We start from the raw sequence: 24,071 nt of genomic DNA on the forward strand, positions 1-24,071 counted from the left end.
GCGCCAGCAATACAAGGGAATCCGTCATGGCCAAGGCCGAGAGTGAATACGCCCGTTTGTCCGGTGCCGAGCCGGAGCACAAGCACAGCCGCAAGCGCACCCGGCAGAGCCAGACCGGTAGCAGTGCCCTTCCCGAGCGCTTGTTGCCGCAACGCGCCACCCCCGTTGAGCAGCCCCCGGCCGGTGAATGGCGTTATGAAGTCCAGTTCGATGGCTATCGCCTGATGGCCCGCATTGAAGCGGGTCAAGTGCGATTGCTCAGCCGCAATCAACAGGACTGGACCGACCGACTGCAATTGCACGCCGATGCGTTGTCTGAGCTGAATCTGGGTGACAGCTGGCTCGACGGCGGCCTCGTTTCGCTCGATAACGACGGCCACTCTGACTTTGTGGCCCTGCGACAGTCGTTCGAGATTGGCCGCACGGTAGACCTGGTGTACGTCCTGTTTGATGCGCCTTTTTTAAATGGCGTCGATCTGCGCCAGGCGCCGGTTGAAAAACGCCGGGCAGCCCTCAAGAAGGCGCTGAAGAACAATGCCAGCAAGCGCCTGCGCTTCTCTGAGTCGTTTTCCGCCAACCAGCACGACATTTTTGAAAGTGCCAACGCCCTCGCACTCGATGGCGTGATCGGCAAACGCCTGGGCAGCCCCTATGTGTCGCGCCGCAGCGCCGACTGGATCAAACTCAAGTGCCGTCTGCGCCAGCCGTTCGTGATCGTCGGCTTCACCCGCCCCAAAGGTCGGCGCAATGGTTTCGGTGCACTGTTGCTGGCGGTCAACGGGCCCGAGGGATTGATGTATGCCGGCCGTGTCGGCACAGGGTTCGCACAAGCCCGGCTCAAACAACTGCACGAGCAACTCTGTAGCCTGGAGCGGGACGATTCGCCACTGGTCGCACCGGTCAGCAGCGCGCAAAGCCGCGGCGTGCATTGGGTAGAGCCAACCGAGGTCTGTGAAGTCGAGTTCGCTGATTGGACCCGCGACGGCCTGGTGCGCCAGGCGGTGTTCCTGGATCTACAGAACGACATACCGGCAAGCAAGGTTGTGCGTCAGCAGCCAGTTCCGATAAAACCCCTGCCCGCCAAAACCACGCCTCGCGGCAAAGCCCGTAGCGTACAGGTCTCAGGGCTGGAGATTTCCCACCCTGAGCGCGTCATCGACAGTGTCAGCGGCGTGCAGAAAGTCGAACTGGCGCAGTACTACGAGGACATCGCTCCCTGGATTCTGCCGCACCTGAAGCAGCGCCCGGTTGCCCTGCTCAGGGCGCCAGAGGGAATCGGCGAAGAGCAGTTCTTTCAGAAACACGCCGATCGCCTGGACATTCCCCACATCAAACAGCTGGATCCGCGACTGGATCCCGGGCATGCCGCGCTGATGGAAATCGACAGTGTGCAGTCGCTGGTCAGCGCGGCCCAAATGGGCACGGTGGAGTTGCACACATGGGCCGCCACGCATGATCGGATCGAGACGCCGGACCTGTTCGTTCTTGATCTGGACCCCGACCCGTCGCTGCCCTGGAGCGCGATGATCGAGGCGACTCGCCTGACCCTCTCGGTGCTCGACGAACTGGGTTTGCAGGCCTTCCTCAAAACCAGCGGAGGCAAAGGCATGCATGTCATCGTGCCGCTGGCGCGCAGTGAAGGCTGGGACATTACCAAGGCTTTCGCCAAGGCCATCTCCCTGTTCATGACCCGGCAGATGCCGCAGCGGATCACCGCGACCATGGGGCCGAAGAATCGTGTCGGGAAGATATTTGTCGACTACCTGCGTAACGCCCGGGGCGCCAGCACCGTCAGCGCCTATTCCGTGCGCGCTCGGCCAGGTCTGCCGGTATCCGTGCCGATTGCCCGGGCCGAGCTTGACGGTCTGCGTAACGCCCAGCAGTGGGACATCTATACGGCCCTAGAACGGGCCAGAAACCTGGGCGCCGATCCTTGGGAGGGGTACAACCATCGCCAGCGAATCACGGCCAGGATGTGGGAGCAACTGGATGCGCAAAAACCTGGGGAATGACGCAGGTACGGAGAGTCACCCGCTCATATCCAGATGAAGACCGCCAGCAGACCGCCGAAGAACGCCCACTTCTGCAAGTAATACAGCTTGCGGTTGCGCTTCTTCAGAGCCTTGCCTTGCAGGCGAATCCTGTAAAGCCTGGAAAACGCCCGGTTCAGGCCGCCGGTTTTGTCTCCGGCGTCATTGGGCGCTCCGGCGGCCGCCATCACGGTGCGGCTGAACCAGCGGTTGAAGGCACTGGCCCAGCGAAATCTCATGGGGCGTTCCACGTCGCAAAAGAGAATGATGCGATTGTGAGGCGTGGTGTTCTGGGCGTAATGAATGAACGTCTCGTCGAATATCACCGCCTCGCCATCACGCCAGTGGTAATGCTCACCGTCGACATTGATGTAGCAGCCGGCATCGTTGGGCGTTTCCAGGCCCAGGTGATACCGATAGGACCCGGCATACGGGTCGCGATGACGAACCAGCTTGGAGCCCGGTGGCAGTTCGGCGAACATCGCCGCCTTGATTGAACCGATGCTCTGCACCAGTTCAGTGGTGCGCGGACACAGTTTCATCGCCGAGGGATGACTGTCGGCGTACCACTTCAGGTAGAAACGCTTCCAGCCGGTCTTGAAGAACGAATTGAAGCCCACATCGTCGTACTGGTTGGAACGCTTGATCTCCCCCGCTCGCAGCAAATTCAGGCCTTCGGCACGAATCTCCTGCCAATGGGCCTGCAACGGGCTCAGGTCGGGAAACTGCGCCGGGTTCAGGAAAGGCTTGTTGGGCAGTTTCGAGCACAGGTAAAGCAGGCAGTTGATCGGCGCGAGGAAGGACGAATGGTCGCTCAACTGGCGTCCGAGCTTGTGCCGAACGCGCCCGCGCAGGTGCACATAACCGATAGAGAGAAGATAGATCGCGGCAATGATGAGTTTCACAGTATCCGCACACATCAAAAGTGGACAGGCTGCCACTTCCCGCACAGCCGAACAGCGTGGGGAATGGCGTAAGTGAGATGGCAATTTAGCCACAACTCGTAACCAAAGGTTATCCCTGCGTTGTGAAAAACTGTCTTGCCTGGGTTACACCCTATCGTTAACGCGGCCAGATCAGTACAATTGCCGCCAAACATTACGCGCCCCCTTTTTGGCCGATACCGGATTCCGGCTTCGGCGTACGTCTATTTGGGTCAGGCGCTCCGTATGCTGCTGTCCTCTTATGCCGGATGGACCCTTGCGCTTGCGACCGCGAAGCTTTCGCGCGGTCGGGACCTGCGCAAACAGGTACTGAACAGGTACTGCCGCACCCTTAGCTACTCTGAATGTTCCGCAGGATAAACCTTTGATCTCTACAGCTAACATCACGATGCAGTTCGGCGCCAAGCCACTGTTCGAAAACGTCTCTGTCAAGTTCGGCGCGGGTAACCGCTACGGTCTGATTGGCGCCAACGGTTGCGGCAAGTCGACCTTCATGAAGATCCTCGGCGGCGACCTCGAGCCGTCCGGCGGCCAGGTCATGCTTGAGCCGAACGTGCGCCTGGGTAAACTGCGCCAGGACCAGTTCGCCTACGAAGAATTCACCGTGATCGACACCGTGATCATGGGCCACGAAGAGCTGTGGAAGGTCAAGGCCGAGCGCGACCGCATCTATTCGCTGCCGGAAATGACCGAAGAAGACGGCATGGCCGTGGCCGAGCTGGAAACCGAATTCGCCGAGATGGACGGCTACACCGCCGAGTCCCGTGCCGGTGAACTGCTGCTGGGCCTGGGAATTGGCATCGAGCAGCATTTCGGCCCGATGAGCGAAGTGTCGCCCGGCTGGAAACTGCGGGTACTGCTGGCCCAGGCGTTGTTCTCCGACCCGGAAGTGCTGCTGCTGGACGAGCCGACCAACCACCTGGATATCAACACCATCCGCTGGCTGGAAAACGTGCTGACCCAGCGTTCGAGCCTGATGATCATCATCTCCCACGACCGTCACTTCCTGAACAGTGTCTGCACCCACATGGCGGACCTGGACTACGGCGAGCTGCGCCTGTTCCCGGGCAACTACGACGAGTACATGACCGTGGCGACCCAGTCCCGCGAGCAACTGCTGTCGGACAACGCCAAGAAGAAAGCGCAGATTTCCGAACTGCAATCGTTCGTCAGCCGCTTCTCGGCCAACGCCTCGAAGGCCAAGCAAGCCACCTCCCGTGCCAAGCAGATCGACAAGATCCAATTGGCCGAGGTCAAGCCATCGAGCCGTGTCAGCCCGTTCATTCGCTTCGAACAGACCAAGAAGCTGCACCGTCAGGCGGTCATTGTCGAAGGCATGGCCAAAGGGTTTGACGGCAAGCCGTTGTTCAAGGACTTCAGCTTCACCGTCGAAGCCGGCGAGCGCGTGGCGATCATTGGCCCGAACGGCATCGGCAAGACCACGTTGCTGCGCACCCTGGTCAATGAACTGGAGCCGGACGCCGGTACTGTGAAATGGACCGACGCCGCGGAACTGGGTTACTACGCCCAGGACCACGCCCACGACTTCGAAGACGACGTCAACCTGTTCGACTGGATGGGCCAGTGGACCCAGGGCGGCGAACAACTGGTTCGTGGCACCTTGGGCCGCATGCTGTTTTCCAACGACGAGATCCTCAAGTCGGTCAAGGTCATTTCCGGTGGTGAACAGGGTCGCATGCTGTTCGGCAAGCTGATCCTGCAAAAGCCGAACGTGCTGGTGATGGACGAACCGACCAACCACTTGGACATGGAATCCATCGAGGCGCTGAACCTGGCGCTGGAAAACTACCCGGGCACGCTGATCTTCGTCAGCCACGACCGTGAGTTCGTATCGTCCCTGGCCACCCGCATCATCGAGTTGAGCGCCGATGGCGTGATCGACTTTAGCGGCACCTATGACGATTACCTGCGCAGCCAGGGTGTGCTGATTTAAGAGCAGCGCTGAGTTGTAAGCTTCAAGCTGCAAGTGAAAAGCCCTGTCCGTTGTGACGGGGCTTTTTGTTTTCAAGGTAGAACAGCTTGTGGGAGCACAGCTTGCTTGCGATTTGGCCGTTTCAGTCGACTTGGTATTGGCCGACCTACCGTCATCGCGAGCAGGCTCGCTCCCACAAGGAACCGATGTTCTTCCAAGCCCTGCGGCCAGTGTGGGAGCGAGCCTGCTCGCGATAGCGTCGGCACCATCACCACCCGGGCAAACCGTTAGCCTGCTTTCTTTTATTCCCGCCGCGCGCCATGATGAGCCCCTCTTACCGCTGCCCGCGAACGAGCCTCATGCCAACACACCCATCCACCCCCAGTTCCCTGTCGATCACCTGGCAGATCATCTCCATCGTCTTCTATACCTTCATCGCCTTTCTCTGCATCGGCCTGCCGATTGCCGTGTTGCCGGGCTATGTCCACGAACAGTTGGGCTTCAGTGCCGTGGTGGCCGGGCTGACCATCGGCTCCCAGTATCTGGCGACGCTGCTCAGTCGGCCCATGGCCGGGCGGCTGTCGGACAGTATCGGCACCAAGCGGGCGATCGTTTATGGGCTGTACGGGATCGTCCTCAGTGGTTTGCTGACGTTGCTTTCGACGCTGCTGCAAAGCTTTCCACTGCTGAGCCTGTTGATCCTGATCGCCGGGCGTTTGCTGCTCGGGGTGGCTCAGGGCCTGATTGGCGTGGGCACCATCAGTTGGTGCATGGGCCAGGTGGGGGTCGAACACACGGCCCGCTCGATCTCATGGAACGGCATCGCGTCTTATGGGGCCATTGCCATCGGCGCGCCGCTGGGAGTGGTAATGGTCAGTGAGCTGGGCTTTGTCAGCCTGGGGATCGCCTTGTCGCTGCTGGCCGGCGCGGCGCTGCTGTTGATACGAAACAAGCCATCGGTGCCGGTCATTCGAGGCGAGCGCTTGCCCTTTTGGGCGGTGTTCGGGCGTATAGCACCGTACGGGACGAGCCTGTGCCTGGCGTCGATCGGCTACGGTACGCTCACCACCTTCATCACGTTGTTTTATGTCAGTCGCGGCTGGACAGGGGCGGCCTGGTGCCTGACAGTGTTTGGCGTCTGTTTCATTCTGTCGCGCTTGTTGTTCATTTCCAGCATCGCCCGCTTCGGAGGCTTCAGGACGGCCATTGCCTGCATGTGTATAGAAACCTTGGGGCTGGTGTTGCTGTGGCTGGCACCTTCTACCGCGTTCGCGCTGATCGGCGCGGGGCTGGCCGGTTTCGGGCTGTCGCTGGTGTATCCGGCGTTGGGTGTGGAGGCCATCAAGCAAGTCCCGAATACCAGCCGTGGCGCAGGACTGAGCGCCTATGCGGTGTTCTTCGACCTGGCGCTGGCGATTGCCGGCCCCTTGATGGGCGCGGTGGCGTTGAATCTGGGGTATTCCTCGATCTTTTTCAGTGCGGCACTGCTGTCGATCATCGGACTGGGGCTGACTTTACTGCTGCGGCGCCGTACCGAAACAGCCGCTTATTGATCGACCTTGTGCAAACTCACCAGGCCGGTTCGCCCAGGCCTGGTGTTTTTTTGCGCGGTCTTTAAGCTGCGGCGAATTGCTCGCTGATCTGCAGCTTGGCTTCGTTCATGGCTTTGCTGCGCATTTCGTCACCGTAAGCCAGGCCCTCGGCGCGAACGAACTCGATGTCGGTAATGCCGAGGAAACCGAACATGACCTTCAGATAATCCTCATGCGCTACGCCGCTTGGCTGGCCGGCATGCAGGCCGCCAGAAGTGGAGACGATCACCAGTTTCTTGCCACCACACAGGCCTTCGGGGCCGGCTTCGGTGTAGCGGAAGGTTTGGCCGGCCACGGCGATACGGTCGATCCAGGCCTTGAGTTGAGTCGGAATGGTGAAGTTATACATCGGCGCTGCGATGACCACCGCGTCCGCCGCCAGGAATTCGGCCATGGTCGAGGCACTGAGATCAGTCTCGTGCTTCTGGGCAGCGTCGCGCAGTTCAGCGCTGGTGCCGGCGGCGATCAGGGTCTGGGCGGAAAAGTGGCTGATGGCATCGGCCGCCAGGTCGCGGTAGGTCACGACGACGTCCGCTTCGGCAGCTTTCCAGGCCTCAACCACGTCACGGCTCAGTTGGCGGGACGCGGAATTGTCGCCCAGGATGCTCGAGTCAATGTGCAACAGTTTCATATGAGTGCTCTCCAAGTGAGGATCGCGACCAAGCGATCAATTGAGAACAATCCTATCGATGAAGCCAATAGCCGATAAGTCAGTATTAATGCGATAGTTCGTTCCACTGACAGGACAATAGAACTCGATATGCAAGACCTCAATGATCTGTACTACTTTGCCAAAGTGGTTGAAGCCGGTGGTTTCGCCGCGGCCGGACGCCTGTTGGGTATTCCCAAGTCGCGGCTGTCACGACGTATCGCTGAACTGGAAGAGCGCCTTGGCGCCCGACTGCTGCAACGTACCACCCGCCAGTTGAAGCTCACCGCCGTTGGCGAGCGTTATCTGCGCCATTGCCAAGCCATGCTGCTGGAAGCCGAGATGGCCGATGAAGCCGTGGCGAGCATGTCCACTGAGCCGCGCGGGCGCCTGCGGGTTTCCAGTCCGGTGGGTTTGGCTCATCAGATGCTGGGCGGGGTGATCGCCAGCTTCCTGGAAAAATTCCCTCAAGTGCAGCTGGAAATGATGCTGGTCAATCGGCGGGTTGACCTAGTAAGCGAAGGCATCGACGTGGCATTGCGCGTGCGCGATCTGGGGGACGAAGACCCGCTGCTGATGACGCGACGGCTGCGTCAGGCGCGGCTGATCATGGTCGCCAGCCCGGCGTTCGTCGCAGGACGGCAGATCAATACCCCGGAGGATCTCAAGAAACTGCCGATACTCGGGGCGCTGGACGCCGATCGCCTGGTCCACCTGCGCCTGCTCAAGGCCAACGCAGAGCCCGTCGAACTGGCCCTGGAAGCCCGGCTGGGCATCGACGACTTCATTGTGCGCCGCGCCTGCGCCCTCGCCGGCCTGGGTTTCACCTTGTTGCCGAGCATGTATTGCGAGGAGGAACTGCAGGACGGCACACTGGTGGAATTGTTGCCCGAGTGGTCGCTGCCGGACGGCTGGCTGCAGGCAGTCTATCCGCATCGACGCGGCATGTTGCCAGCGGTGCGCGCGTGGATCGACCACTTGGTAGAAGCATTCGATGGCTGTGGAGATAGAAAAATATGAGCTTGAGCGAAGAGGATGTCGCGCAGTTCTGCCTGGGTTTGCCGGGCGCCAGGGAGGACTACAAATGGGGCGGCGTGCGGGTATTTTCCATTGCCGGCAACAAGATGTTCGCCCTGCAGAACCTGCGGGGCGAATCACTGGCGTTCAAGGTGGACAAGGATCTGTTCCTGGGGCATTGCGACCGCCCGGGGATCCACCCGGCGCCCTATCTGGCGCGGGCTCAGTGGGTCATCATGCAGACGCCCTACCCGCTGGGCGCCGATGAACTGCGTGGCCTGCTGCAGCGCTCCCACCAACTGGTGGTGAGCAAGCTGCCCAAGCGCACCCAGGTGGGTTTGCTGCTGTCGTGAAGCTCAGAAAAGCATCAGCAGATGACTGCCCAGGAATAACTGGTCGATCCAGAACACCTGGTGCAGCAACACGATGAACCAGAACACCACCTGAAACGACACCTTGCGGGTCTTGTGGCGAAACACTTGCTGAGCCAACAACGCCCCGGGCCAGCCCCCGGCCAGCTCCACGGCGTGCAATACGTTTTCCGGGGTGCGCCAGGCGTCAGCGCGGGCCTTGCGCTTGTCGCTCCAGTACAACAGAAACGCCACCACGCTGACGAGCCCGTAGGCCGTCAGCGGCACCCAGGACTCCGCACGCAACCCGAGCAAAAGTGATCCGAGCAGCGGCAAGGCGCACACCAGCGCAAATACCACGAGCTTGAGCCGCAAACTCTGCACGGCTGGGCCCGGCTCACGGCCTGGACGGCTCATGGCTGGGCCGCCGTCCAGTCCACCCAACCGAATTGCCAGGTGGCCAGGATCAACAGGCCGAAAGCGATCCGGTACCAGGCAAATACGGCGTAACTGTGGCTGGCGATGAACAGCAACAAGCCCCTGACCGCGATCATGGCGAAAATGAACGCCGTGACGAAGCCGATGGCGAACACCGGAAAATCCGCCGGCACAAACAGCTCGCGATATTTATAGCCGGAGTAGACCGCCGCGCCGACCATGGTTGGCATCGCCAGGAAGAATGAAAACTCGGTCGCGGTCTTGCGCGACAGCCCGAACAGCAAGCCACCGATGATGGTCGAACCTGAGCGGGAGGTGCCGGGAATCATCGCAAGGCACTGGGCGAAGCCGACTTTCAGTGCATCCTTCCAGGTGATGTCGTCTACCGTTTCGGCGTGCACTGTGTGCTGGCGCTTCTCGGCCCAGAGCATCACGAAACCGCCCAGCACCAACGCCATGGCCACCGTGATCGGGTTGAACAGGTATTCATGGATCAGGTCTGCAAACAACACGCCCAATACCACAGCGGGCATGAAGGCAATCAGCAGGTTGGCCGTAAACCGACGAGCGCTGGGCTGGGTGCGCAAACCCAGTACCACGTCGAAGATCTTGCGCCGAAACTCCCACACCACCGCCAGGATCGCCCCGAGCTGGATGATGATGTTGAACGCCATCGCGCGCTCGCCGCCGAACTCGAGCAAGTCCGCGACAATGATCTGGTGCCCCGTACTGGAGATCGGCAGGAACTCCGTCAAGCCTTCTACCACGCCAAGAATCAGTGCCTGAAAGGCGGTCCACAAATCCATTCATCCCCCAAAAGACTATGCTTGCGCACGTCTCATCAAAATTTAAGCGTTATGCAGGTGTAAACAGCAGGCGCACGGTGACTGCGATTTCTCAAAAAAACCAATGAAAAAACCGGAACAGGCTCAGGTTTTGCGCCGCGGGGCCGAAATCCTATCAGACAAGCCCTGATAACGCTGCCGCGTTATGACTCAGGACACAAAGGCATACCCGCCTGACGCCAGACTCAGGCGGTCGCAGATGACAAGAATAAGAAACCGGAGTGACAGCGTATGAATAGCTTGCGCAGTGTGTCGATCAGCCGACGCTTGTGGCTCATCTTGGTCGTGTCCATCGTGATGTTGTTCACGTTAGGCGCGTTCATGCTTAAGCAGATCCACACCGACCTGTATCAGGCCAAGGTGCAGAAAACCCAGCATGTGGTCCAGACTGCCAGCGGCGTGCTGAGCTACTACCATGGTCTGGAAACGGCTGGCACCCTGACTCGCGAGGTTGCGCAGAAGCAGGCCCTTAGCGCGGTGCGCGGCTTGCGCTATGACCAGAGTGATTACTTCTGGATCAATGACCTGACGCCTGTGATGGTCATGCACCCGACCAACCCGAAACTCGAAGGCCAGAACCTCTCGGCGATTCGCGACCCGAATGGTTTTGCGCTGTTCAACGAGATGGTCGCCATTGCCAAGGCCAAGGGCGCCGGGATGGTGGATTACCTCTGGCCGAAACCGGGCGCCGAGGCGCCGGTGGCGAAAACCTCTTACGTCAAACTGTTCGAGCCGTGGGGCTGGATCATCGGTTCAGGCGTGTATGTGGATGACGTGGAGGCCGAATTCCGCTCTCAAGTGATCAAGGCTTCGCTGATCGGCCTGGCGATCACCCTGCTCATGGGCCTGCTCCTGACCCTGATCGTGCGCAGCATCGTTCGGCCGCTGCAGGAAACGGTCAATGCCATGGCCAACATTGCCAGCGGTGAAAGCGACCTGACCCGCACCCTCGACACCCACGGCCAGGATGAAGTGACGCAACTGGCCCGGCATTTCAATGCCTTTACCGCCAAACTGCGCGAAGTAGTCAGCCAGTTGCAGGACTCGGCCAGGGCCCTGGGGCAATCGTCCAACGACCTGGGTAACGACGCCGCCCAAGCCCAGGAGCGCAGCCAGCAACAATCGCAACAGATGGAACTGGTGGCGACTGCGATCAACGAAGTGACCTACGGCGTGCAAGACGTCGCCAAGAATGCCGAACACGCCGCCAGCGAAATGCGCGACGCCGAATCCCAGGCCCAGCAGGGCCAGGTGAATATCGATGGCAGCTTGCAGCAGATTGACCGACTGTCCCAGACCATTGATCAGGCGGTCGAGGTGATTCGTACCCTGGCCAGCGAAAGCACCCAGATCGGCAGTGTGCTGGAGGTGATCCGCTCCATTGCCGAGCAGACCAACCTGCTGGCCCTCAACGCCGCGATCGAAGCGGCCCGCGCCGGTGAACAAGGTCGGGGCTTTGCCGTGGTGGCCGATGAAGTGCGGCTGCTGGCCCAGCGCACGCAGAAGTCCACCGCCGAGATCCAGGCGATGATCGAACGCTTGCAGAACCACTCCGAAGCGGCGGTGAAAGTCATCAGCGACAGCAGCCGTGCTTCGCAATTGACCATTGAACAAGCCGGGCTGGCCGGCGCCAGCCTCAACGCCATCGGTCAGGCCCTGCGCAATCTCAACAGCCTGAACGCCTCCATCGCCAGCGCCACGCTGCAACAGGCCCATGTGGTGGAAGACATCAATCAGAACGTGACCCAGGCCGCCGGCCTCTCCCACAGCACCGCCCTGGCGGCTGAACAATCGAGCCTGGCGAGTACCCGTCTCAAGTCGCTGAGTGAGCAATTGAACGGGTTGCTGAAGCAGTTCAGGGTCTAGCTGATCGATACTCGCTGGGCGTCTGGTGCATCTCAATGCGAAAGTGCCGATTGAAGTTGGACAGGTTGTTGTAACCCACCTCAAAACAGATATCGGTCACCGGCATTTCACTGTGCAACAGCAACCGGCAGGCTCGCTGGACTCGGAGCTTGCGCATCAGGTCAATGAAACCGTGTCCGGTGATGCGTTTGAAGAAACGCGAAAAACCGGGCTCGCTCATGCCCAGTTGCCGAGCAATCACCGACAGGCGCAGGTCACCCGTGAGTTCAGTCTGCAGGTACTCGAAGGCCTTGTGGATGCGTTCGGAACTGCGGGCATCCAGACTGGGTGCATAACAAGGGCTGGCCAGGCACTGGGCCTGCTCCTGCGGGGCGAGATTGAGTGTGTTGAGCAGTTGGAGAAACAATGCCAGCCGCCCGAGTCCCTGGGCCGGGCCGATGCTCTCCAACAGCCTTGCGGCGTTCACCGCGGTGTCGTCGCTGAAGACCAGACCTCGTCGTGCCCTTTCGAACAGCGGCTGTAAATCCCCGAGTTCAGGTAGCGTCCGGCGCAGGCTCAACAGCGTTGCGCCATCGAATTGCAGCACCACGTCCCTTCCAGCCAAGTACTCGCCCGGGGCCAGGTCGCCCATCCAATCGTGGGGCAAGCCCGGGCCGATCATCGCCACGTGGCCGGGGCCGAATGGACCAATATAATCGCCCGCCAGCAATTTACCGCTGCCCCGACGAATGAGATGGATCTCGAATTCGGGATGGTGGTTCCAGCGCGCCAGCGGATACGGATAGTCGTGCTCATACCAGCGAAAACTGTGCTCGGGCTCAGGCAGGATGACTTCAAGTTCGGCGGGTGGCTGCTCGAACAGGGGCGTTGGGTGATCAGGCATGTCGCGCGTCTCTATCGCTGTAGGCAGCACCTTACGCTCGGCGGCGCGTCGGTTCACCAGCCCTGACCTGATCGTCCACCGATACTTTTTTAACCCGGCCAAGGGACACGTCACGGCGTTAAAAAAAGTACCAGCCGATGATCCCTCCCGCGTTTGTCCGGCGCCAATGGCGCTGCTGTAATCGGCACGTCATTGATGGTGAGCCGCGCTCCCCTGCTGTTTATTTTGTCATTCGAGACAGGACAACCCATGAAACGACTGGAAGGAAAAAGCGCGCTGGTCACCGGTGCTGCCCGTGGTATTGGCAGAACGTTCGCCCAGGCCTATATCAACGAAGGGGCTACTGTGGCGATTGCCGATATCGATCTTGGAAGCGCCCAAGCCACCGCCGCCGAACTGGGCGACAGCGCCTACGCGGTCAAAATGGACGTCACTGAACAAGCTTCGATTGACCAGGCCATCGAGGCGGTCGTGGCCCGGACGGGCAAGCTCGATATCCTCGTCAATAACGCAGCGCTTTTCGACCTGGCGCCTATCGTGGAGATTACGCGCCAAAGCTACGAACGGCTGTTTTGCATCAATGTCGCCGGCACACTGTTCACGCTGCAGGCCGCCGCCCGGCAGATGATCCGCCAGGGGCATGGCGGCAAAATCATCAACATGGCCAGCCAGGCCGGCCGGCGTGGAGAAGCCCTGGTGGCGGTGTATTGCGCCACCAAGGCTGCGGTGATCAGTCTGACCCAGTCGGCCGGCCTTGATTTGATCAAGCATCGAATCAACGTCAACGCCATTGCCCCTGGTGTGGTGGAGGGTGAGCACTGGGATGGTGTGGATGCGCTGTTCGCCCATCATGAAAACCTGCCCCTGGGAGAGAAAAAGCGTCAGGTCGGCGCGCAAGTGCCCTATGGCCGGATGGGCACCGCGCAGGACCTGGTGGGGATGGCGATATTCCTGGCCTCGGCGGAAAGCGAATATGTGGTAGCACAGACATATAACGTCGATGGCGGGAACTGGATGAGCTGATAATTCGCAAGTTTTGCCCTTGAATCGACGGATATGGACTTATTTGCCTGAAAATTGATCCCACTACTTGAGGATTGTCCCAAACGGTACCCAACGGTGCCGTTGCAAGGGATTTCAAGAGAGCGTGAATACCGTTGCCCCAGCCGGGCAAAAATTGCGCATCATAGGCGCCGTCCGCTCAAGGGAGATTTACATGCGTGCCATTTCATCCGTCATGCGTCTTATCGGGCTGTCGCTGGGGCTGGCCTTCGCCACCAGTGTCCTGGCCACCGAAGAGACGCAACTGGTCGAGTCCATCAACCTTTACCGCAGTCAGTCGCAAAGTTGTGCGGATCAGGCCTCTCTGGAGCTACCGCCGCTGGCCATGGATTCGCGGCTGATCCTGTCGGCCAACGGCATTGGTGACCTGCAGCAGGCGTTGGCCCGCACGGCCTACCCGATGGTCAACGTACAGGCCATCAGCCTGTCCGGGCCACGGGACGCGCAAGCCGCGATGAAGGCCGTGCAGGAAAGCTTCTGCCAGGTGGTGCTGGATCCACAGTTCGTCGACATCGGCGTCAGTCGCCTGGATCGCGAATGGCGCATCGTGTTGGCGCGCCCGCTATTGTCGGCGCGTCTGGGAGACTGGCAAGCCGAAGGTCAGAAGCTACTGAAGCTGATCAACAGTGCGCGTGCCCAACCGCGCCGCTGCGGCACCGAAGCCTTCACGGCGACGACGCCGCTGGCCTGGAACGCTACGTTGGCCCTGGCCGCCGTGAACCACACTCGGGCCATGGCCAACAACAACTTCTTTGACCACAAGGATCGCGACAGCCGCATGCCGGGCGACCGCGCCGAGTTGGCCGGTTACCTCGGCCAATTGATCGGTGAGAACATCGCCGCCGGACAGGATACGGCCCTCAAAGTGGTGGACGGCTGGCTGGCCAGCCCCGGTCATTGCGCCAATCTGATGAACCCGCAGTTCAAGGAACTGGGCGCCGGCTATGCGGTGGACCCGAAAAGCGATGCGGGGATTTATTGGACAGCGATGTTTGGCACCCAATAGCGTTTGATCAGATAGCTTGGCACTGGCGGCAATCCCGCTATCGCGAGCAGGCTCGCTCCCACAAGGGTTCTACACACTGTGGGAGCGAGCCTGCTCGCGATAAGCATGGAACTGTCATTGCTGACGCAGCGTCTGCCGCAAATGCTGCATGAACTGGCTCAACGACGGCGACTGAGCCACTGGCTTGCGTTGCAACAGGCCGATCGAACGCTTTCCGGGCTGGTCGATGGCAATCACCGCGCATTGCTCGCCAATATTGAACACCGCCGTGCAACTGGCCGGCAGCAGGGAAAACCCCAACCCTTCGCGTACAAGCGCAGTGGCGGTACTCATGTGCGCCACCTCCCAAGCCGGCTCAGGCTCGACATTCAGGTAGCGCAACGCTGCGTCGGCCAAGGGCCGGATGCTCGTGTCGGGAGTCAGGGCAATGTAGGGCCTGCGTTTCCAGTCGTCCAGACTGTCGCGCTGATGATCCTTGTGGGTCAGCAACACCAGATTGTCATCCAACAGGCGCACGAAGCTCAGCCCGGACAGGTCGTCGGGTAACGAGGTAATACCCGCGTCCACCTCACCGCGCTGCACCCACCCCATGATCTCCCCGGCCCGACCATCCAGTACGCTCACCCTTACACCCGGGTGTTTGCGCTGGAACGAAGCGATGACCACAGGCAGGAACGAAGCGGCGGCAGTGGGCAGTGCCGCCAGGCGAAGGGAGCCACGACTCAGGCTGAGGGTGTCGCGGGCGTCCCGTACGGCATCGTCCATGTCCCTGAGCATGCGCCTGGCCTGGGGCAGAAAGTGTTCGCCGGCCAGCGTCAGCTCGACACTGCGGGTGTTACGCGCCAGCAACTGCAGACCCATGGTCTCCTCCAGTTTGCGGATGCTGTAGCTCAGCGCTGGCTGGGACAGGTGAAGCTGTTCAGCGGTGCGCGTGAAGCTTGAGGTTTCAGCGATCAGGATAAAGGCACGAAGCTGTCGGAAAGAAACGTTCATGGCCGTACTTATAAAGATAATGGATCAATTGATTCTACCTTTAAAATTCACAGAACAATCCATGGCCGCCACTATGGGCCATCCCATCAGTGGAAACGGACATGACAAAAACAATTCTCGTCGGATGCGGCGCCGGTTTTGCCAATGATCGCCCGGACGCCGCCTTGCGCCTGGCCCAGGACCTGGCGCAACGAAACGGCCAGCGCTACATCATGCTGGAACTGCTGGCCGAACGGACGCTGGCCGAAGCGCAACTGCGCAGGGGCCTCGATCCTCAAGCCGGATATGCCTCTCGCCTGTTCGATTTCCTCGAGCCGATGCTGGATGTGTGTATCGAAGCCGGCATCCCCATCATTACCAATGGGGGGGCAGCCAATCCCAGAGCCGCCGCGCAGCGCCTGCGAGCAACACTGGCAGGACGCTATCCGAGTTTGAAAATTGCCTGCGTACTGGGCGATGACCTGCTGGAAGAAACCACACCGCGCTTCAAGCAATGGCTGCCCGTGGACCCGGCAGACGTGGTTTCGGTCAACGTCTACACCGGTGCCGACGGCATTCATACGGCGCTGCAAGAAGGTGCCGGTATCGTGCTGTGCGGGCGAGTGGCCGACCCTTCGCTGGCGGTGGGCGCGATTCGCCACGGGCTGGGTTGGGCCGCCGACGATTGGCAGAAAATGGCCATCGCCACCGCGACCGGGCATTTGCTGGAGTGCTGCACCCAGGTCACCGGCGGGTACTTTGCCCACCCTGGGATCAAAGAGATCCCGGACCCGGCGAACCTCGGTTGCCCCATTGCCGAAATCCATGAGGATGGACGTTTGATCATCGGCAAAACCCAGGGCTGCGGGGGCCGCGTCAGCGAGCAAACGGTCAAGGAACAATTGCTTTACGAGGTGCATGATCCGCGCCGCTACCTGACCCCGGACGTGGTGCTGGACCTGGGGCAGGCCCGCGTCCGGGACCTGGGTGAAGACCGCGTTGAGATCAGCGGCCTGCTGGGCCATCCGCGCCCCGATACGCTCAAGGGCCTGGCCGGTGTGCGTGGGCTCTGGTTCGGCGAGGCGGAAATTTCCTATGCCGGCCCCGGTGCCGTGGCCCGTGCCGCCCTGGCCCGGGAAATTCTGCTGCAACGTTTTGACCGATTGGCGCCAGGCGTACAGCCCTGGATCGATTTGTCGGGTGTCGCCAGTCTGTTCAATGATCACGGTGGCCGCTATCTGCAACAACGACTGGCCCTGGCGCCGGCCCTTGATGATGTGCGTGTGCGCGTCGGCCTGACCCATACCGACCAGGCAATGGTTCAGACGCTGTTGGCCGAGGTGGAATCGCTCTACACCAACGGTCCGGCCGGCGGTGGCGGCGTGCGCCGGCACCTCGCTGAAGCCGTCACCACCCGCAGCTTCCTGCTGCCGCGCAGCGAAATCCACACGACCCTGGAGTGGTACTGATGAACCTGGTCACCCTCGCCGACTTCGCCCACGCTCGTGCCGGAGACAAAGGCAATATCCTCAGCATTGCGGTATTCCCCCTCGATCCGGCGCACTACCCATGGTTGCTGCGCGAACTGACCTGCGAACGAGTCGCCGAACAATTCGCCACGCGCCGGCCTGCCAAGGTGCATCGCTATGAACTGCCGAACCTGCATGCGCTGAATTTCGTCCTCGAAGACGCCCTGGAAGGCGGCGTAAACCTCAGTTGCGGCCTTGATCGCCACGGCAAGAGTTTGAGTTATCTGCTGCTGTCCCTGCGCCTGCCCCAACCACAGGGCTGAAGGACTCACGCGCCCGTACCGTCGACAACAATAAAAAGAGAGGCTGCACCATGATTACAACGTTGGGTTTTTTGATGATGCTGGTCATCATCGGGCTGATATTGCTGCGCAGGATCAGCCCCGTCGTCGCCTTCACCACCCTCCCCGTCGCCGCTTGCCTGCTGGCCGGTTTCAACCCCGGACAGATCGGCGAGTTCATCAAGGCCGGGCTGATCACCGTGGCGCCCACCGCCGCGCTGTTTCTGTTTGCCATTCTGTTCTTCGGGATCATGCGTGATCGCGGGCTGTTCGACCCGCTGGTCAACCTGCTGATCCGCAGTACCGGTGGCAAGCCGCTGGCTGTGGCGCTGGTCACGGTGCTGGTGACGTCAGTGGTGCATCTGGACGGGGTGGGCGCCGCGACATTTTTACTGACCATTCCGGCGCTGTTGCCGTTGTACAAGCGCCTGAACATGAGCGCCCGGCCATGCTGTTGTGCCTGGTGGGCACCACCGCCGGGGTCATCAACATGGTGCCTTGGGGGTGGCACCACCGCTCGGGCTGCCGCAGTTTCCGGGCTGGACGCCACGGAGCTTTGGCTAGGTTTACTGCCGGTGCAGTTGGTGGGGCTGGTCTGCATGTTGCTGGTGGCCACCGTGCTGGGCTCGCGAGCCCAGCGTCGCCGGCCAATGTCACTGGGAGCGGCCGCCAGCGTCGATCTGGACAGTCTGTCCACCGAAGGTCGCGAGTTCGGCCTCTCGCCCCGCAACCTGCGGTACTGGCTGAACGTGGCCCTGACCGGCGCGATCCTGGCTTGCCTGTTCACCGGTATCTTTCCGCTCTATGCCTGTTTCATGGTGGGATTGGGCATTGCCCTGCCGCTGAACTTCCCGTCCCTGGATGCCCAGGCCGAACGTCTCAAGGCCCACGCATCCGACGCCCTGCAAATGGTGCTGGTGATGATGGCCGCCGCCGTGTTGCTGGGTGTTCTGTCCGGAGCAAAAATGTCCGACGGCATGGCCTTGGCGCTGATCGACTTTCTGCCTGGCGGATCCGCTCAATACCTGCATGTGATCGTCGGATTCTTTGGCGTTCCCCTGGGGATGATCTTTTCCCCGGACGCCTACTACTTTGCCCTGTTGCCGGTGATCAGGGATGTGGCCGCCGCCGCGGGCGTACCCCTGGAAGCGGTGGCCCGGGCCATGCTGATCGGTGAAAACACCGGTTTCTCCATCAGCCCGGTGGTGCCCAGCGTGTACCTGGCCCTGGCGTTGTCCGGCGTCGAGTTGCGCAAACACATGGCCTACACCTTTTTCTGGGCCTGGGGCGTCAGCCTGGTGATGCTCGCCTTCGCCGTGGCGACCGGGGCGGTACAGGTTTAGGGTTCAGCGCGGGGATCGGGTTTTCAGTGTGCGCCGAAGATCAACGATCGGTGCACGCCCGATCCCGCCCGCACACCATCGCCCACCGACAGTGCCACCGAGCCGAACGGCATGGCCGCATCACCACAGGCAAACACTCCCGGCACGCTGGTTTCGCGGGTCATGTCAGTCTGGATGAAGGCACCGAGCGGGCCGTCCTCGAACTCACACCCCAGAGATGCGGCCAACGAGCTGCCCACGCGGGTACGGGGCAAGACGAACAGGCCATCGATGGCAACCACGCGCACCCCTTCCAGGACCACATTGGCCCGCTCGCCTTCAATGCGTTCGACCGGTTCGGCTACCAGCGTCACCCCACGTAGTTCCAGGCTGGCCCGCTGCTCCGGGTCGGGCTCGAATACGCCATTGGTGAAGAACGTCGTCGGCCCCCAGTCGGGAAGCATCAAGGCGTGGTGCAGCGACATTGGCGACGTCGCCAGCACGCCTATCGGCCCTTGGTCCAACTCATAGCCGTGGCAGTAAGGACAGTGGAAAACGCTTTTGCCCCAGCGCTCAGCCAGGCCTTGCACCGCCGGCAAATCATCGACCACTCCGGTGGCCAGCAGCAGGCGTTGGGCTTGGAAATGTTGCCCACGGGCAGTTTCCAGGGTGAAGCCGCCCTCCTCCTTGCGCGCCTGGACCACGGTGTCCGACACCCACTCCACCGTCGGATAAGCCATGAGCTGGGCGCGGGCATCCTCGGCGATGTCAGCGGGTGCGCGGCCATCCTGGCCAAGAAACCCATGGGAAGTCGCGGCGAACCGGTTACGGCGTTGCCCCCCATCGATCACCAGCACCTTTCGCCGAGCCCGTGCCAGTTGAAGTCCTGCCGACATACCCGCGTAGCTGCCGCCTGTAATGATGACGTCGTAGCCCATGATCTTTCTCCAAGGGTGGTTTTCGAAGGACCGCTAAAGTCTCGACACATCGTAAGTTCCTTGAAAAGCGTCTGTCAACGATCTCGTAACTTTTGCAATTACAGGCGATACTCCACCCCGTCTCAACCACAGAACAATGCCGTTACCATGAGAAACGACACGCGCCTGTCCCGCATGCTTCATGTACTCATCCACATGGACCGTCACCAGCAATCCGCCACCTCCGACACCATCGCGCAGATGCTCGGCACCAACCCAGTGGTGGTGCGCCGGACCATGGCGCTGCTCAAGGAACAGGGCTATGTCACGTCAGAGAAAGGCCATCGCGGCGGCTGGACGTTGAGCAAATCCCTGGCAGAGATGACCCTGCTCGACATCCATCAGGCCTTGGGTAGCACGTCGATTTTTGCCATCGGCCTGTCCACCGATCACCCGCAGTGCCTGGTGGAACAAGCGGTGAATGCGGCGCTGACGGATGCGTTCGATGAGGCTCAGGCGTTGCTGCTCAAGCGTTTGGGCAGCATCACTCTGGCGCAGTTAGCGGAGGATTTTGATCAGCGTTTTAGGGAGGGGCACGGCTGAGTGGTGGGAAGCGGGCCTGATCAGGCATCGAGATCGGCATTCCATCGACGCTGGATGTGCCGTGCTTGGAACCGGCCCGCTTCACTTTATTGAGACATCGCCGCCTTCAACGACGACAGGCGTTCACCGCAGGCACCCGGCCACGCCACGGCTGGGCGCGTTCCAATTGCGCGGCCAGGGCCAGCAGGGTGCTTTCTTCGCCAAAGCGACCGGCGAAGTGCGCGCCCATCGGCAGGCCGTTGCTGCTCCAGGACAACGGTACGGACATCGCCGGCTGACCGCTGGCATTGAACAGCGCGGTGAATGGCGAGTAGCTGTGGTAACGCTCCAGCAGTTGATCGAGGCTCATGCACACGTCCTCAACGTCCAGCTCGCCAATCGGTACCGGTTCACGGGTCAGGACCGGGGTGAGGATCAGGTCGTAATCGTGCATGAACGTCGCCAGTTGTCGACCCAGGGTATGAATCCACTCCACTGCAGCCGCGTACTGGGCGCCGCTGACGTTGCCCTTGTCCCGCAGGATGATCCGGGTGCGCACCTCCAGCTCCTCGGCCTGTACCGCGAACCCGCGCATCTGGCCCAGCAGGTCAACGTAATGGCGAGTGCTTGCGCCGATGATGGTGAAGACCTGATCGAGAAACTCCGGTAATACCACCGGTAGGTTTACCGGTTCGACACGGTGGCCGAGGGACTCACACAACCGCGCCGCCTCGCCTACGGCCTGCAGGCTCTGTGGCGATGTTGGCCAGGGACCGAGTTGCTCCACCAGGGCAATGCGCAACGGTTGCGGATCGCGCTGCAACGCCGTCACATAGGGCAACGTCTGGACCGGCGCGGCATAGGGCGCTCCCAGGTCCATTCCGGCGGTGGCGTCCAACAGCGCGGCGCTGTCGCGCACCGACAAGGTGATCGCATGGGGCGTGCCCATCCCCGCCCACCCCTCGCCGATCATCGGCCCGGACGGCAGCAGGCCGCGGCTTGGCTTGAACCCGAAGACGCCACAGCATGACGCCGGCACGCGCAACGACCCGCCGCCATCGTTGCCGTGGGCGAACGGCACGACCCGGGCCGCCACCAGCGCTGCTGCGCCACCGCTGGAACCACCGGCGCTGTGACGGGTGCTCCAAGGGTTTCGGGTGGCGCCAAACCGTGAAGATTCGGTGGAGTACGACGTGCCAAACTCCGGTGAAGTGCTGGTGCCCATTACCTGACAGCCCGCACGGCGCAAGCGGGTGACGACTTCGGATTCGAAATCCGCGCGAAAATCGCCCAATGAGCGTGAACCGTTGGTCATTGCCGCCCCCGCAACGGGCGAAAACAGGTCCTTGATCAACGTCGGCACGCCCGCCAACAGACCTTGCCCGACCTCAGGCGTGTCGGCCGCTTCCCGCGCCGAATCGTATAACCGCTCGGCCACCGCGTTGAGCTGCGGTTCGACCCGTTCAAGACGTTCGATGGCCGCCTCCAGCAGTTCGCCGGGGCGGATCTCGCCGCGCCTGACCCACTCGGCCAGTGCGCTGGCGTCTTCGTTGTCCATCAAGTGGTGGATGTCTTGCATGCCCATGCTTCAGATTCCTTGTTTCATGACGATTGACGGGGGCCGAGAGTGGTCGCCTGACCATGGCCTCGAGTACGCAGACCGACAGCGATCCACAGCAGCGCGGCGGCAAAACTGGCGACTGCCAGCCATTGGATCGACTGGCGCAGATCGCTGGCGAAGGCGCCCACAGAGGCCACCACCAGCGGACTGACGAACTGGCCGATATACAGAAACGAGGTGAACCCACCCAGGCCACGGCCGCGGGTGCTGGCGGTCAAGGCATTCATCACGGGAGCCATCACGTTGGGCACCAGCAATCCGGAACCCAGGCCCTGAATGAAGACCGCCACCAGCACGGCGTTGTAGCTCTGGGCGCGCATCAGCAGCCAGAGCCCAAGCCCTATCAGACTCAGCAACAGCGCGTTGCAACCGGCAATGCCGAAGCGACGGCGCAGCAAGGGCCACATCAACGAACCGCCCAGGGTCGCCAGCAGGCTCAAGCCTGCCGCCATGCCGATCAGCGTGCTGGAGGTGATGCCCAGGCTGACCAACAGCGTCGGCGCCTGGATCGGCACGATGAAGGTCAGCACCATGCCGCCCAGAATCATCAGGTAACCGATCACCAGCGACCGTACCGCGACCTTGGCCGGACCCGATTCGTCCGCTTGCTGCTCGGCCCTTGGCCGCTTGGCCATCGACGGCTCCCACAGCACCTTCATCATGGCGGGCACCAGCAACAATGGCAGCAGGTACAAAAGGAACGGCGAGCGCCACGAATGCTCCCCGAGCGCCCCACCCACCACAAAAAACAGCGCCCCCACCAGGCCGATGGTCACCACTTGCCGGTTGACGTAGCGCAAGCGCTCTTCGCCGTGCCAGTAGTCAGCAATGAGGGCCGCGCAACAGGTCATCACCGCCGCTTCGGCGCAGCCGAACAGCAGCCGGGTGCCGACAATCGCCGGCAGGTTATCGAGCATCGCCGGCAGCGCGCCGAGCACTGCGTAGAGCAACGTGGCAATCACCAGCAGCGCCTTGCGCCCGACCCGGTCCGCCAGCCAACCGGCCAACGGCGCGCACAGGGCAATGGTCAGGGCCGGCCCGGTGATCGCCAGCGGCACCAGCAGATCGGCTCGCGGCTCCATGGGACCGAATTCGGCGCCCAAACGGGGCAAGATGGGTGCGACCATCACCGAGCCCATGATGGTCAGGCTGCTGCCGAGCATCAGCACCAGCCCTTCACGCCGACCCGTGGCCTGGCGTGACGGGGCTGCGGCCGTTGAAATGGAACTTGATTGGTTCATGGGAGCCCCTTTAGAAACTGTGAGAAATGCGCAGTGCCGTGGTATAGCCCTCGGCACGGTTACGCGCGTCGAACTCCTTGTAGACGTGCAGCCATACCGGCGGCATCCCGGGCTTGAAGTAGCTCACCGCCGGCCCGACGGCCATCACCCGGGCGCGATTGCCCGATTGCAGCCCTGGCGCATCGTCATCGCTGAACTGGCGGTAGTAATACCCGCCCACGCCCACGGTCCAGGGCCCGACGTGTTGGCCCACCGCGAATTCGTGGCGGTACTCGACGCCGCTCTTGTAGTCAGTGGCCGGGTTGCGTGTGTTGATGTCGACTTCGAAACTGGAAGACACTTCGAAGCCGCTGTCGGAGATGTAAGTGGCGTTGAGGATCGGCGAAAAGGTCCAGTGGTTGAGCCCCGGTGAAATCAGCCGGTTCTTGTCATAGTCGCCAGTCGGTGCCTGGATCTGGAACTGGGTGTTGACGAACAGGTTGGGCGATAGGGTCCACTGCAGGATCAGCGGCAACAACTGGATGTCGGCCATGCGAAACGGATCGGCCGCAAGGTCCAGCGGACCGATAGGCGTCTGCACCTGTACCGAAGCGTCCATCTGGAAGAACGGCACCACGGCGCCGAAGCCATATTTGGCGCCCAGCACGGTGTAATCGGTCATGCGCATATAGGCGACGCCGATGGACAGCACATCCAGAGAGAAATTGTTGTCCACGGACTTGCCGTGGCGGTCCTTCTGCACGTTGGCCGAATAGAACGCGGTGCGCAGGCCGACGGTGCCAAAGGGCGTGGCCGGCGGCATCATGCCCACGCCGAAATCATAGACCCCGACCGCCGTGGTCGGCGCGCCGTTTTCGGTGCCATGGGCAGCGCCCCCCATACCGATCAGCCCCAAGGTCAACCAAGTACAGCGCCAGGCGTTTGCTTTTTTATTTTGATTCATCGAATGCCCCTCCAACCCTGTGGTGTTGGGGTCATCCTAGGGAGCCGG

22 protein-coding genes are annotated in these 24,071 nt (G+C 61.4%); 12 read left to right on the forward strand and 10 right to left on the reverse strand.

Annotated elements, in window-relative coordinates; all coding sequences use genetic code 11:
* The first annotated feature begins 26 nt into the window (after positions 1-26).
* A complete protein-coding gene (gene ligD, locus PSH91_RS13340) occupies positions 27-2,012 on the forward strand; it encodes a DNA ligase D (RefSeq protein WP_305468468.1) in 1,986 nt (661 codons plus the stop codon).
* 23 nt (positions 2,013-2,035) lie between these two features.
* On the opposite strand, the gene lpxO is transcribed toward ligD, so the two are convergent.
* Entirely contained in the window at positions 2,036-2,935 is a 900-nt protein-coding gene (gene lpxO / locus PSH91_RS13345) for a lipid A hydroxylase LpxO (protein ID WP_076386642.1), read from the reverse strand.
* Between the two features lie 403 nt (positions 2,936-3,338).
* Between lpxO and PSH91_RS13350 the strand changes: the two genes are divergently transcribed.
* Both PSH91_RS13350 and PSH91_RS13355 read left to right on the forward strand, forming a co-directional pair.
* A complete protein-coding gene (locus tag PSH91_RS13350) occupies positions 3,339-4,928 on the forward strand; it encodes an ABC-F family ATPase (RefSeq protein WP_076384583.1) in 1,590 nt (529 codons plus the stop codon).
* A gap of 338 nt (positions 4,929-5,266) precedes the next feature.
* The gene (locus PSH91_RS13355) at positions 5,267-6,460 is read left to right on the forward strand and encodes an MFS transporter (protein WP_047229121.1); all 1,194 of its coding nucleotides are present in this window, start codon (positions 5,267-5,269) and stop codon (positions 6,458-6,460) included.
* Positions 6,461-6,521: 61 nt separating this feature from the next.
* Here PSH91_RS13355 and PSH91_RS13360 read toward each other — a convergent pair whose 3' ends face one another.
* A complete protein-coding gene (locus tag PSH91_RS13360; RefSeq protein WP_139050035.1) occupies positions 6,522-7,130 on the reverse strand; it encodes an FMN-dependent NADH-azoreductase in 609 nt (202 codons plus the stop codon).
* Positions 7,131-7,259: 129 nt separating this feature from the next.
* Here PSH91_RS13360 and PSH91_RS13365 point away from each other — a divergent pair, with 129 nt between their 5' ends.
* Together PSH91_RS13365 and PSH91_RS13370 are read left to right on the forward strand one after the other, a co-directional pair.
* Positions 7,260-8,168 (forward strand): LysR substrate-binding domain-containing protein, encoded by a 909-nt coding sequence (locus PSH91_RS13365; RefSeq protein WP_047229123.1) that lies wholly within the window; start codon positions 7,260-7,262, stop codon positions 8,166-8,168.
* Positions 8,165-8,518 (forward strand): MmcQ/YjbR family DNA-binding protein, encoded by a 354-nt coding sequence (locus PSH91_RS13370; protein WP_047229124.1) that lies wholly within the window; start codon positions 8,165-8,167, stop codon positions 8,516-8,518. Before PSH91_RS13365 ends, PSH91_RS13370 begins: the two co-directional genes overlap by 4 nt.
* A gap of 3 nt (positions 8,519-8,521) precedes the next feature.
* Here PSH91_RS13370 and PSH91_RS13375 read toward each other — a convergent pair whose 3' ends face one another.
* Together PSH91_RS13375 and PSH91_RS13380 are read right to left on the reverse strand one after the other, a co-directional pair.
* On the reverse strand, positions 8,522-8,932 hold the full coding sequence (locus tag PSH91_RS13375; RefSeq protein ID WP_076384581.1) for a DUF1294 domain-containing protein: 411 nt from the start codon (positions 8,930-8,932) through the stop codon (positions 8,522-8,524).
* Positions 8,929-9,759, reverse strand: coding sequence for an undecaprenyl-diphosphate phosphatase (locus tag PSH91_RS13380; RefSeq protein WP_047229126.1), 831 nt, complete (start codon positions 9,757-9,759; stop codon positions 8,929-8,931). The genes PSH91_RS13375 and PSH91_RS13380 overlap by 4 nt, the downstream gene beginning before the upstream one ends.
* Before the next feature lie 270 nt (positions 9,760-10,029).
* Between PSH91_RS13380 and PSH91_RS13385 the strand changes: the two genes are divergently transcribed.
* Complete coding sequence (locus PSH91_RS13385) at positions 10,030-11,664, forward strand: methyl-accepting chemotaxis protein (RefSeq protein WP_047229127.1); 1,635 nt, start codon at positions 10,030-10,032, stop codon at positions 11,662-11,664.
* Here PSH91_RS13385 and PSH91_RS13390 read toward each other — a convergent pair.
* On the reverse strand, positions 11,654-12,547 hold the full coding sequence (locus PSH91_RS13390) for an AraC family transcriptional regulator (RefSeq protein WP_047229128.1): 894 nt from the start codon (positions 12,545-12,547) through the stop codon (positions 11,654-11,656). The two genes, PSH91_RS13385 and PSH91_RS13390, sit on opposite strands and share 11 nt — an antisense overlap.
* A gap of 249 nt (positions 12,548-12,796) precedes the next feature.
* On the opposite strand from PSH91_RS13390, the gene PSH91_RS13395 reads away from it, so the two are divergent.
* On the forward strand, positions 12,797-13,570 hold the full coding sequence (locus PSH91_RS13395) for an L-iditol 2-dehydrogenase (RefSeq protein ID WP_047229129.1): 774 nt from the start codon (positions 12,797-12,799) through the stop codon (positions 13,568-13,570).
* Between the two features lie 193 nt (positions 13,571-13,763).
* Complete coding sequence (locus PSH91_RS13400; protein WP_047229130.1) at positions 13,764-14,615, forward strand: CAP domain-containing protein; 852 nt, start codon at positions 13,764-13,766, stop codon at positions 14,613-14,615.
* Positions 14,616-14,729: 114 nt separating this feature from the next.
* Here the strand turns inward: PSH91_RS13400 and PSH91_RS13405 are convergent, their stop codons facing one another.
* On the reverse strand, positions 14,730-15,608 hold the full coding sequence (locus PSH91_RS13405) for a LysR family transcriptional regulator (protein ID WP_047229131.1): 879 nt from the start codon (positions 15,606-15,608) through the stop codon (positions 14,730-14,732).
* 101 nt (positions 15,609-15,709) lie between these two features.
* Here PSH91_RS13405 and PSH91_RS13410 point away from each other — a divergent pair, with 101 nt between their 5' ends.
* Genes PSH91_RS13410 through PSH91_RS13420 form a run of 3 tightly spaced genes read left to right on the forward strand, consistent with a single transcriptional unit; the run spans position 15,710 to position 18,740 of the window.
* Positions 15,710-17,056 carry an acyclic terpene utilization AtuA family protein gene (locus PSH91_RS13410; protein ID WP_305468477.1) on the forward strand — a complete coding sequence of 449 codons (1,347 nt, stop codon included), beginning with the start codon at positions 15,710-15,712 and terminating at the stop codon, positions 17,054-17,056.
* Positions 17,056-17,379 carry a hypothetical protein gene (locus PSH91_RS13415; protein WP_171061361.1) on the forward strand — a complete coding sequence of 108 codons (324 nt, stop codon included), beginning with the start codon at positions 17,056-17,058 and terminating at the stop codon, positions 17,377-17,379. The genes PSH91_RS13410 and PSH91_RS13415 overlap by 1 nt, the downstream gene beginning before the upstream one ends.
* 50 nt (positions 17,380-17,429) lie before the next feature.
* Positions 17,430-18,740 (forward strand): CitMHS family transporter, encoded by a 1,311-nt coding sequence (locus tag PSH91_RS13420; RefSeq protein WP_305468479.1) that lies wholly within the window; start codon positions 17,430-17,432, stop codon positions 18,738-18,740.
* Between the two features lie 23 nt (positions 18,741-18,763).
* On the opposite strand, the gene PSH91_RS13425 is transcribed toward PSH91_RS13420, so the two are convergent.
* Positions 18,764-19,657 (reverse strand): NAD(P)/FAD-dependent oxidoreductase, encoded by an 894-nt coding sequence (locus tag PSH91_RS13425; RefSeq protein WP_305465859.1) that lies wholly within the window; start codon positions 19,655-19,657, stop codon positions 18,764-18,766.
* Between the two features lie 147 nt (positions 19,658-19,804).
* On the opposite strand from PSH91_RS13425, the gene PSH91_RS13430 reads away from it, so the two are divergent.
* Positions 19,805-20,239 carry an Rrf2 family transcriptional regulator gene (locus PSH91_RS13430; RefSeq protein WP_047229136.1) on the forward strand — a complete coding sequence of 145 codons (435 nt, stop codon included), beginning with the start codon at positions 19,805-19,807 and terminating at the stop codon, positions 20,237-20,239.
* A 106-nt stretch (positions 20,240-20,345) separates the two neighbouring features.
* Here PSH91_RS13430 and PSH91_RS13435 read toward each other — a convergent pair whose 3' ends face one another.
* Genes PSH91_RS13435 through PSH91_RS13445 form a run of 3 tightly spaced genes read right to left on the reverse strand, consistent with a single transcriptional unit; the run spans position 20,346 to position 24,023 of the window.
* Complete coding sequence (locus PSH91_RS13435; RefSeq protein ID WP_173406932.1) at positions 20,346-21,803, reverse strand: amidase; 1,458 nt, start codon at positions 21,801-21,803, stop codon at positions 20,346-20,348.
* Positions 21,804-21,820: 17 nt separating this feature from the next.
* Positions 21,821-23,080 carry an MFS transporter gene (locus tag PSH91_RS13440; RefSeq protein ID WP_305465860.1) on the reverse strand — a complete coding sequence of 420 codons (1,260 nt, stop codon included), beginning with the start codon at positions 23,078-23,080 and terminating at the stop codon, positions 21,821-21,823.
* A gap of 10 nt (positions 23,081-23,090) precedes the next feature.
* Complete coding sequence (locus tag PSH91_RS13445) at positions 23,091-24,023, reverse strand: transporter (RefSeq protein WP_305465862.1); 933 nt, start codon at positions 24,021-24,023, stop codon at positions 23,091-23,093.
* Between the last annotated feature and the right edge of the window lie 48 nt (positions 24,024-24,071).

The sequence above is a fragment of the Pseudomonas sp. FP1154 genome, assembly GCF_030687245.1.
In the GTDB taxonomy this organism is placed as follows: Bacteria; Pseudomonadota; Gammaproteobacteria; order Pseudomonadales; family Pseudomonadaceae; genus Aquipseudomonas; species Aquipseudomonas rhizophila.